Raw genomic sequence first — 10,461 nt, 5'->3', positions numbered from 1 at the left:
CAAGATCAAGAGACCCTACACATTTGATTCGTCGAAACTTTGTTCAGTTTTCAAAGGTCTAAATCGTTCGTTGATTACCTCAACGCAACTATTAAAGTTTATCATCATCAGAACAACCTGTCAACATCTTTTTATAAATTATTTTGAATAACTATTCAATGTAATGGCTCACATCAATCAGAATATTCACAATAATGAGTAATGTTGCATATCGCTCTTAACGACAAGAAATATAATACCAAGAATAACGACCCGGGTCAACCCTTTTTATGAATTAATTTCAGAAAAGTTTTGAACACCATTTGTTGTCGCAATAGGTTATATTTTACGGGGTTTCAATCAAGATAGCAAGACATTTTTATCGTAAACACTGAATAATTTTCAAGCGCCATTTTTCAATGACCTGGCACTGATTCAAAAGTGAATATTTTATTTGTACCTGAGCAATCATGACTCAAAACGCCAATCAACCGTCACCCTGCTTGTTAATGCTTCAAGTTCATATATCGCCACCGATCAAACAGTCGGAACAACCATCCGTCGCTCAGCCGCTCCGGCAATACTAGCAGCTTCAAAAGCACCAGCAGTCCCAGCCAAATCCATAAACGCCACCCACCATCTCAGTCAAGCTAACCTCTTATCACATTGTCTGGAATTGATAGACTAATGTTTATAGAGACGTCACTTCTAAACTGCGCTTGCCTCAGATAACCATAATGACAATAAAAAAAGGAACAACTCCATCATCTGGCATCGTTCCTCTATATTACAACTGATCTAATCTGAACTACTACTGCTTGAACTGCTACTGTCACTTGAGCTGGATAATTCGGGTGCATCCGTCTTATACAAGCTCTCAGAAGACTTACCCTTACGTTTGGACAATAGACTGGTATTCTTCTCAGCCTGAATCTCTTTCAACGATTTGAGGGTCTTCGTGATCTTGTAGCTGTACTTGGACTTATCGACCTTCTTGAAGCCCTTCGGCGTGTAGAAGCGCAACAAGTCACCTTGAATGACACGGTCGGATAAGGAGAGTTCCGTCGTCACGTGGTTCTGCATCTGCTTGACGGTGTCCTTCTGCTTGGTCGTCATATTCGTTAACTTCTTACCCGTCTTCGAATCATAGACTGTCCCACTGATTTTGGTGTACGTTGGTGAAACAAAGTCCCCATTACGGAACGCGACGGTCTGGTTATGCTGCTTCGACAACAGGTCAGTTCCGAACTGGATGTAACCCTTGTTCTTGATACCCAACAAATCAAAAATCGTTGGCAAGGCATCGATTTCGCCACCATACGTGTGGTTGACGCCACCCTTGATACCTTCTGAGTGAATCATGAATGGGACCTTCTGGAACTGTGCTAAGTCGAAGCTCGTGACGGACTTCTTGCCGAGTAATTGTGCAATCGCCGCCTTATGGTTATTTGAAATCCCATAGTGGTCACCATAGAGCACGATCATACTGTTCTTATAGAGACCCGCCTTCTTCAAGTAACTGATAAATTCAGCAAAGGCCTGATCCAAATAGTGGGCCGTTTGAACATAGCCATCCACGGTCGAGTCACCCGTCTTGGTCTTGTCGATCGACTGGTTCTTCTTATCCAATTCATATGGATAGTGGTTCGTCAACGTAATCAGCTTAGCGTAAAACGGTTGTGGTAACTGTTCGAGGTACTTCACGGAGTCCTTGAAGAAGATCTTATCCTTCAAGCCATAACCGATGTTATAATCCGCCTTCTCCTTATAGTAGGAAGAATAGAAGAAATAATCATAGCCCCATGACTTGTAGGCGTTATCCCGGTTCCAGAAACTGGCCACGTCACCATGGAAGGCCGCGGTTGTGTACCCTTTTTGCGCTAAGATTGCTGGCGCTGCCTGGAAGGTATTCGAAGTCCCGTACTGGGTCATTGCCGAACCGGTCGGTAACCCAAACAGGGAGTTTTCCATCATCATTTCCGCATCAGAAGTCTTCCCCTGTGCCACCTGGTGATAGAAGTTATCAAAACTCAGTGTGCTCTTATCGTGATAGAACTTGTTCAGGTTCGGCGTGACTTCCTTGCCATCGACCTTATAATCAATCAAAAATTGCTGGAAACTTTCCAAGTGAATCACGAAGACGTTCTTTCCTTTGGCCTTACCAAAGTACTTGACGTTCTCACCGGCCTGATTCTTCTTCAGGTAGGCCAAGACACTCTTCATATCACTACTACTTGCCTGGGCACGGGTCGCACTTTCCTTTTCAGTCTGATAGAAACTATAATCCGCATATGTGTTCAGGCCGAGATACTTCACGATGTAGTTGTTATCAAACGTCCGCGTCAATAAATCTGAACGGTCGTGTTCGGACATGCCGAGGTCCACTGCGAATAATGCGACCCCAATCATCGTCAACGTCGCCGCATATCGAATCTTAAATGGCCGCGGATCGATTCGAATCACCTTGAAAGCCAATAGGAGGATCAACAACACAACATCCGCATAGACCAAAAAGTCGGTGCCGTGAATAATCTGCCCTAAACTCTTCCCAAGGTTATTACTTGCAGCACCAGAACTCTTAATTACCCCTGCCGACATAAAATCAGAGAATTCCCGGTAGTATAAAATATTGGCAAATAACCACGTCGTCTGAATGGCGTCGATGATCATCATGATCCAATATTTTAAACGGCCCCGGAAATACAAGGCAATACCGAGCAACACGATGGCTGTCGGAAATGGATTCAGAAACAGGATAAATTCCTGAACGGGTCCCTTAACCCCTAAAGTAAACTCACTCTTATAAGCGATATATGTCTTTAGCCAAAATAAGACCACGGTCAGGAGGTAAAAGCCCAACGTTGTGTTGACTTTCCCAACCGTGTTTTTTATAAATTTAGGCATGGTAATTTCTTCCTCCGTTATTGCTATTAACAAATCCATATTATAACGGTTGCGTACTAGTTAGCAATATCTTGAAGATTTCTTCAAAAATTCTTCAACATTACAACGCGTCATAATATGGATCTATCGAAAATCTATCTGGATTTTGGGGGAATACTAGTTGTCCGTCAACAAGTCGTAAAGTTCGATGGCAACTAGGTCGATGTTATCGAATTCAAACGTTTGGTCCGGATTGAATTCTTGTAACGTATACGTCGAGGTTGCGGGATCGTACGCTACCTGTCCACGTTGAACGCCTTCCTTTTCGAACCGCCGTGACTGCACTTCGGTCGCATCAGTCGTCCGCATGGCTTCTAATCGTTTGAGAATTGCTGATAGTTCAGATTTATCCATTATACTAATCTCGCTCCTTCAAGTTTTGTTTACATTCTAGCAAAAAATAGGACTAATAACACGTTTTTTTAGTAGAAAGCCCATTTTTACCACAAAATTTCACACTTATAATTATACCCTAACTTGATGCTAAGACGGTGAGAAGTTGTGCTAAAATTAGAACAACTTATAAATTTAAAGGAGTTTGGACATATGACACTATTTAGAGACGATCTCAATGAGACGATCAGTCAGATTCAAGTTTCAACCATCCGCCAATTCGACGAAGAAGTGAGCGCGATTCCTGATATGGTCAAGTTGACCTTGGGCGAACCCGACTTCAACACACCAGAACACGTCAAAGCAGCCGCTAAGAAGGCAATCGACGACAACTTCTCTCACTACACCGGGATGGCCGGCCTACTCGAACTACGCCAGGCAGCCGCTAATTTTCAAACAACCAAGTACGGCGTACACTACGACGCGGAAGACCAAGTCTTAGTCACCGTGGGGGCCACTGAAGCGATTGCAACTGCGCTGACGACAATCTGCAATCCTGGCGACGCCATCATCGTGCCATCACCGATCTTCCCAGCCTACATTCCAATTATCCAGGAAGCCCACGCTCGGCCACTCTTCATGGACACCGGCGTTAATGACTTCATTATCACACCTAAAATGGTCGATGACTTCATTGCCGCCCATCCTGACGAACACTTCAAGGGCATTATTCTCAACTATCCAAACAACCCGACTGGTGTCACTTACGTCGCCGATGAAGTCAAGGCCTTAGCCGAATGCTTCCAACGTCATAATCTCTGGGTCGTTTCGGATGAAATCTATAGCGAACTCACATACGGAAGTGACCACGTCTCGATTGCCAAGTACATCCCCGATGAAGTCATTTTGATCAACGGCTTATCCAAATCGCACGCGATGACTGGCTGGCGGATCGGGTTCCTATTCGCTTCCAAAGAAATGACAGCTCAGTTAAAGAAAGTCCACCAATATTACGTGACTGCCGCCACCACAATTGCCCAAAAGGCCGGCGTCGAAGCCCTAACTAATGGCATGGATGACGCCTTACCAATGCGCAAGGAATACCAAGCACGGCGAGACTTTGTCTATCAAACGATGTCCAAGCTCGGTTTCAAGATTGCCCGGCCAACGGGTGCCTTCTACATCTTTGCTAAGATTCCAGCCGGCTTCGAACAAGATTCAATGGCCTTCTGCAAGGACCTAGCACGTAAGAATCAATTAGCGATTATCCCTGGGACTGGGTTTGGCGCTGAAGGCGAAGGCTATGTTCGCCTGAGCTACGCTGCCAGCATGGAAAAGCTACAACTCGCTATGGACCGACTCACGGCCTACATGCAAACGCCTGCTAATCGCGTTGACTAACCGCGGAATTTAACACACGTTCTGCCAAATTAACGAAAAGCATTAAAAAACGCCCCGTTAACGAATTTTTCACTCGTTAACGGGGCGTTTGCATTCAATTCAACTGGTTGGTGTGCGGTCCTACTTCGCCATCGCAAAAGCAGCTGCACTGACCGTAGTCGACTTTTTAACTTGCGTCGCCCATTGGACTGGGCCGAGCATCGTTAAAGCCTTAGGTGTGCGATAAATAACGTTATGGACGGTTCCCGATAATGGGTCCGTCAATCGCAATTTCAAGACAGCCGTCCCTGCGGCTAAATAGTTAGGCTTCGTCCGATGCAACGGCCAGAGTTCTATCTTCGCCTGGGTCATCGGATGGTCCGTATTCTGCCACATAGTCGTCTGACTGTCCGTCTCCAGTTGCAGCTTGGTCGTCGTTCCCGGAATTTGATACTGGATCGTTTTCGGTGCGACTTGTTGATAGCGTTCGGTCTGCTTCAACATCAAGCGCAGGTTATTATTGGCGGTAAACTTCCAGGCGCCGCCCAACGTGGTCGCAATCATCCGCCGACCATTTTGACGGAAGGTCGCCACGAGACAAGCACCGGCTTGGTTGGTGTAACCCGTCTTCAAACCGTCAACCGGCACCCGGTAGTCATAATACTTCTCACCCTTCAAGATTTGAACCGAGGTCGGGACCGTGTACTTGTGAATTTTCACAGAGCGTTGGTCGGCAACTTTGATGACATCCGGATAGTCATTGATCAGGTGCCGCGCAATCGTCGTCACCGCCCGGGCTGAGACCATGTTTTGGTCCTGCTCGCCAGTGCCCGCGATTTTCAAGTCATAGTTGGTCAAGTCAGTATTATCTAGTCCGGACGCACTGATAAAATGCGCATCTAACTGCCACTTGGCGGCTTGTTGGTTCATTAACTTAATAAATTTGGCGTTACTACCGGCGACGTATTCCCCGAGGGCAATTGCACCACTATTCGAGGAGCCGACTAAGGTCGCAGCAAACAGTTCTTTCACTGTAAAATGTTCCTTGGCCGGCATGGGCATCACTGAGAGCGTGGCACTCGTTGCCATTTTACGAACGTTTTTGTCAATGGGCACCGTATCGGTCCATTTGATTTGACCGCGCTGAATCGCTGATTCTACCAAATAAAGCGTCATCAACTTGCTCAACGACGCAATCGGTAACTTCTGGTCGGCATTTTGCGCATACACGACCTGACCACTTTGTGCATCCATAATATAAGCCGCTTTGACTTCATCAGCTTTATTGGCCGCATGAACCGCTGGCGTCCCCATTAGTAAGCCGACCATGCCGGCAGCTAGCACGAGCCCCGTCGCTAGCCGGTGTTTGATTAACTTTAACATAGTACCTTCCTTTAATTACATATCGTTAACCGCGAAAAATGGGTCGGATTCTTGGCCCGGCCCATTAAAGTCACAGTTCTGTCTCCTGGCTATCTTCAGTCATCGGAATTTCTTCGGCTTTCTCCGGGTGCATCGCCATCGCAATCATTCCTAGGAATAACCCGAGATAATAGGTCAAAATACGCCAGATCAGCATCGCTAAGATCAACTTACTGTGCGTCGGAATGAACTTGGCAAATAACGCGGTGAACCCAAACTCAGCCCCACCAGCGCCCCCAGGAATTGGAAACAGTGACGTGACTAAGAAAATCAGTACGTTAAGACTGGTGACCATAATTAGATTGACATCATCCACGCCCATCGCCCGCATGATAAAGTACGGGATCAGATAGTAGAAGAACAGTTGCAAGAAAGTCACAATACTGACTTCCAGTAACATCCGCCAATCCTTCGTCATCCGTAAACTTTCTTCATAGAATGAATCGATTTTATCACTGATATTTTGCTCAAACTTGGCAAAACGCTCGGCTTTCATAAACCAGCCCACTGGGATCAAAACGATTTTAACGGCGCGTTTGGTGAAATTATACCAGTACATCACCAGTAACAGGCCAACGATCACCCCAAAGTGAATCAAAAAACCGAGTAACACGTACAACGACAAGTAACTCAACTTTTCGGCCAAGTAATGAAACCCAATTAACATTGAAAATAGAAAGTTCAGAACGACCATCGCCTGGAACACGACAAACTTCATCAACGCGACTGAACTCGCTCGGCCGGCATCGATACCCGACTGCGCCATCACGAAGATTTGCGCCGGCTGACCACCCGACGAAAAGGGTGTGATGCCGTTAAAGAGCTGTTCCGCTAAGGGCACCCGTAAGGCATTTCGAAACGTATAGTGCCGATAACGGTGCCGAACGAACTTTTGAACCACGACAGCCTCTAACCCGAAGTAGAGGCCAACACAACCGAGTGCAACGAGTAGCCACCACCAATTCAAGGTGACGATATCATCCATCAGATTGCTCAATTTCACGTTACGCAATGAGTACCAAGAAATCCCGACACCCAGTGCAACCATGATAAGTAATGACCAGATATTTTTTCTTGTCATTGACTACCCCTCTTTTGCCTGTTGCAAATAAAAATCATGCCAGACACTTGCTAGCCGTTCCTCAGAGTAATCCTGAGCAGCCAAGACAGCTTTGTCATGTAAAAATTGCATCCCAGCAGGATTATTACGCAGATGGTCGATTTGTTTTTGCATGTCATCGACGTCCGTCGCAGCTTGATAGTAGCCGTCAATAATGGCGCGGTATAAATCTAAGTCGCGCAATAGTACCGGTGTCCCACAGCTAAACGCCTCGAGCACCGACATTGGAAATAGTTCGTTATACGATGGCAACAAGAATAAGTCAGCCATATTATAGTAGTCGACCAGCTTCTCCCGGGCCACGATCCCTGGAAACGATAGATTAGCCGGTGGATTATCAACGACTTGTTTTAAATCCTGATACCCATCCGTAATCCGACCGAACGAAAAGCCCCCGGCCCAGACGAACTGAATATCCGGATTGCGCTTCGCTAAAGTGATGAAGTCGGGCACACCTTTCCGATCCTGAATCTGCCCTGTTCCGATAATCATGAACTTGTGTTGATCATAACCGTACTGCTGACGCAACCGCAACTGTTTGGACTTGGTCATTTCATAAAATTCGCGCTTGCTAACAAAGTTCGGAATGTAAGTCACATCCGCACGTTTGATATGGTACGCTTCCAGCTTCGGAATGAACGTCGGATTAACCACGACGATGTGATCCATCCGTTTGTAGAAAGAAATCAAGTAGCGGTTAAAAATCACTTGAAACGGGCGCGGCAACTTCAAGCTACCTTCCAGCGTCTCAGGCAAAAAGTGGACGTAACCAATCTTGCGCCCCCGATTCGGCATAAATGTCGACAAGTAAAACATCGGGTTGACCGTATGATAATGCGAGATCGCAGAACGCCCGTACCGATTGACCTTAATATTGAACTCATCTTGCCAATGCGTCTGCAGTAACCGCATCAATTCAAGATAGGCGCTACCAACGCCTTGGCCTTTAACTGAATCGGCCTTTGAAAACATGGTAATGTCTAACATAATTCGTCCCCTTACATGTGACACAGCAATTCAACGCCCATGGTCCCACTCGTTAATTGCTGATATTGGCTGATTTATCCGTTGATTCCGAATAAGCCAGTTGCACATCCTGGTAATAGTTGATGACTTGCTTGCCAAAATACTCGGCCGAAATCTGATACAGTTTCTTTTGCCGGGGTTTAGGATCATCGAAAGTCGTCGGATGTTGCAAATAGCGCACCACGTCCTTGACCAGACCAGCTTCACTCGTAAACGTCGTCCCCAATGACGGATCGTCTAATAACTGATCCGTATATGGACTGGATGCCACGACGGTCTTCAAACCCGCCGCCATTGCTTCAATATACGTTAACCCTTGCGACTCAGAATTCGAAGCCGAAACAAATAAATCTGCCATCTGATAGTAGTTATAAACAGCGTCATTATCAATTTCACCCGTAAATTGGACGTGGTCACTCAAGCCAGCTGCTTCCACCTGATTTTCCAGTGTTTCACGCGCTGGCCCATCACCGACAATCAGTAATTGGGCGGCGGGCACCTGGTCTAAAATCGCTGGCAAGGCGGCGATGACTTCATGAATGTTTTTCTCGTACGCCAAACGACTCAATGATAGCAACACCGGCGTATCCGGTTGATAGCCCAGTTGTTTACGATAATCAGCCGTCGACTGTTGTTCATACTGGTTGATGTCGATACCAGTCGGAATAATCCGAATCGGCGCTTTAACGCCGTAACCGGTCAGCGTCTTGGCGACCCGGTCACTTGGCGCGACAATTCCATTAAGATGGTAACAATAGGCGCGCGTGGCTTCCTTCACGTGGTATGGTTTCAACAGTTTTCCGTTCGCAATATAATGTAAATAATCTTCATACATCGTATGGTACGTATGAATACATGGCACTTTTAATTGTTTGGCAACAAATTTACCAATCATGCCCATCGAGAACTCCGTCTGAGTATGCACGATATCTAGGCCTAAGTCCTTGGCCACCTGGTAGGCTTTAAACAACCCCCGGACAGCAATCCGGCGATCGGTAAACGAAACGAACGGAATACTGGTAAATCGAAAGATATTCCGCTCATAAATATTCTTATCAACATGGGGATCCGTGGTCGTAAAGATATAGACTTGATGACCAGCCCGTTCGAGTTGATTGCGTAACACCTTAATGGACGTTGCGACCCCACTCACCTGTGGATAGTATGTGTCTGTAAATATCCCGATATTCACGTAGATTCTCCCCTTATTTCATTAATCAACAGTACCGCTGATTAATGTTGCTTATCCGCTATGGGACCTGTTTGTCGCGGTCCCCACGAAAACGACTCAATGGCTATATTATAAACATTATATGGGTTAAATATCCGAGTTGCAAATAATCTTAATATAAATTAAGAGTTCGGACAGGCACTGAACAGCTCAAATGCTTGCTAAAATTCATTAGCTAAGGCTGAAATACATGGGCTTATTGACTTTCCAGTGTTCTAGTCTATCTTGACCCGCAAATACGACCCCTGTCACTCGGTCTTTCATACTGATATGTATATTGCCACCCATGTGCACAATTTGTGCACATGGGCTAATTGGCATAACGTATTTAAGTCAAATTCAACGTCAAAAGCAGCCAGCTGAGAACCGCTGGAAATAGTACAAATTAGCGTAAACCTGCCGATTGAGGCGCGTCCTACACCGGCTTACAGAAATTTCTGACAACGCTGGAACGCGATGGACACAGATTTAAGCCGAAGCCCACGTCTTAAATACTGGTCTTCCATGTTCTATGCAATATTGTCGAAACGTGTTCGGGCCAGACTGGGACTTCCGGTTAGCTACGCCAGAGCGCCAAGCGGAAGTTCGCCGCTTAACCCTCTGACTATGCTAATCCTCAGTCCCAACCCGTCTGAACCTCGCACTCTGAAAGCCGCTGAGCATTGTCAGAAACACCTTCCAGCCTGGACCGTATTCGAAAGGCAGACATAGGTGTACCCAACGATAACTAGAATGATCGTTATTTTCTGAAATATGTACTTATCCAGCTTGGTTGATGTTGATGATGCTTCATAATTTAACCATCTCTATAATTATCAATAACATTCATGCATTCGGCCATATGTACGGACTAACCGTACAAGGTGTCTCATTCTGATACGCCTACCTCTTATGTCAGCAGGAAAAACAAAATTGGCGTCACAGCTTATTCGGCCTAGCAATTATGCTTTCAAAAATCGTCTGCTTAAGCAGGTACGAAAAACTAGGCCGTCATCAAACAACCACCACAGATACAGATGAATCGTAT

At 45.9% G+C, this 10,461-nt stretch carries 7 protein-coding genes; 1 reads left to right on the top strand and 6 read right to left on the bottom strand.

Annotation, left to right across the window (positions count from 1 at the left end):
• Positions 1 to 777: 777 nt before the first annotated feature.
• Entirely contained in the window at positions 778 to 2,883 is a 2,106-nt protein-coding gene (locus KGF65_RS15550) for an LTA synthase family protein (RefSeq protein ID WP_216748727.1), read from the bottom strand.
• Positions 2,884 to 3,039: 156 nt separating this feature from the next.
• The gene (locus tag KGF65_RS15545; RefSeq protein WP_003638289.1) at positions 3,040 to 3,276 is read right to left on the bottom strand and encodes a YkuJ family protein; all 237 of its coding nucleotides are present in this window, start codon (positions 3,274 to 3,276) and stop codon (positions 3,040 to 3,042) included.
• A gap of 192 nt (positions 3,277 to 3,468) precedes the next feature.
• Between KGF65_RS15545 and KGF65_RS15540 the strand changes: the two genes are divergently transcribed.
• Complete coding sequence (locus KGF65_RS15540) at positions 3,469 to 4,656, top strand: pyridoxal phosphate-dependent aminotransferase (protein WP_216748726.1); 1,188 nt, start codon at positions 3,469 to 3,471, stop codon at positions 4,654 to 4,656.
• Between the two features lie 120 nt (positions 4,657 to 4,776).
• Here the strand turns inward: KGF65_RS15540 and KGF65_RS15535 are convergent, their stop codons facing one another.
• The 4 genes from KGF65_RS15535 to KGF65_RS15520 all read right to left on the bottom strand — a co-directional run bounded on the left by KGF65_RS15535 (position 4,777) and on the right by KGF65_RS15520 (position 9,395).
• A complete protein-coding gene (locus tag KGF65_RS15535) occupies positions 4,777 to 6,018 on the bottom strand; it encodes a D-alanyl-D-alanine carboxypeptidase family protein (protein ID WP_105923500.1) in 1,242 nt (413 codons plus the stop codon).
• Between the two features lie 70 nt (positions 6,019 to 6,088).
• On the bottom strand, positions 6,089 to 7,138 hold the full coding sequence (locus tag KGF65_RS15530) for a lysylphosphatidylglycerol synthase transmembrane domain-containing protein (RefSeq protein WP_050340345.1): 1,050 nt from the start codon (positions 7,136 to 7,138) through the stop codon (positions 6,089 to 6,091).
• A 3-nt stretch (positions 7,139 to 7,141) separates the two neighbouring features.
• Entirely contained in the window at positions 7,142 to 8,164 is a 1,023-nt protein-coding gene (locus KGF65_RS15525; protein ID WP_003638285.1) for a glycosyltransferase family 4 protein, read from the bottom strand.
• A gap of 52 nt (positions 8,165 to 8,216) precedes the next feature.
• Positions 8,217 to 9,395 (bottom strand): glycosyltransferase family 4 protein, encoded by a 1,179-nt coding sequence (locus tag KGF65_RS15520; protein ID WP_050340346.1) that lies wholly within the window; start codon positions 9,393 to 9,395, stop codon positions 8,217 to 8,219.
• Positions 9,396 to 10,461: the final 1,066 nt, after the last annotated feature.

This window comes from Lactiplantibacillus sp. 30.2.29 (assembly GCF_018991255.1).
Lineage (GTDB): Bacteria > Bacillota > Bacilli > Lactobacillales > Lactobacillaceae > Lactiplantibacillus > Lactiplantibacillus pentosus.
Note: the sequence above shows the minus strand (reverse complement) of the source record. Positions and strands in the feature narration are given on the sequence as shown.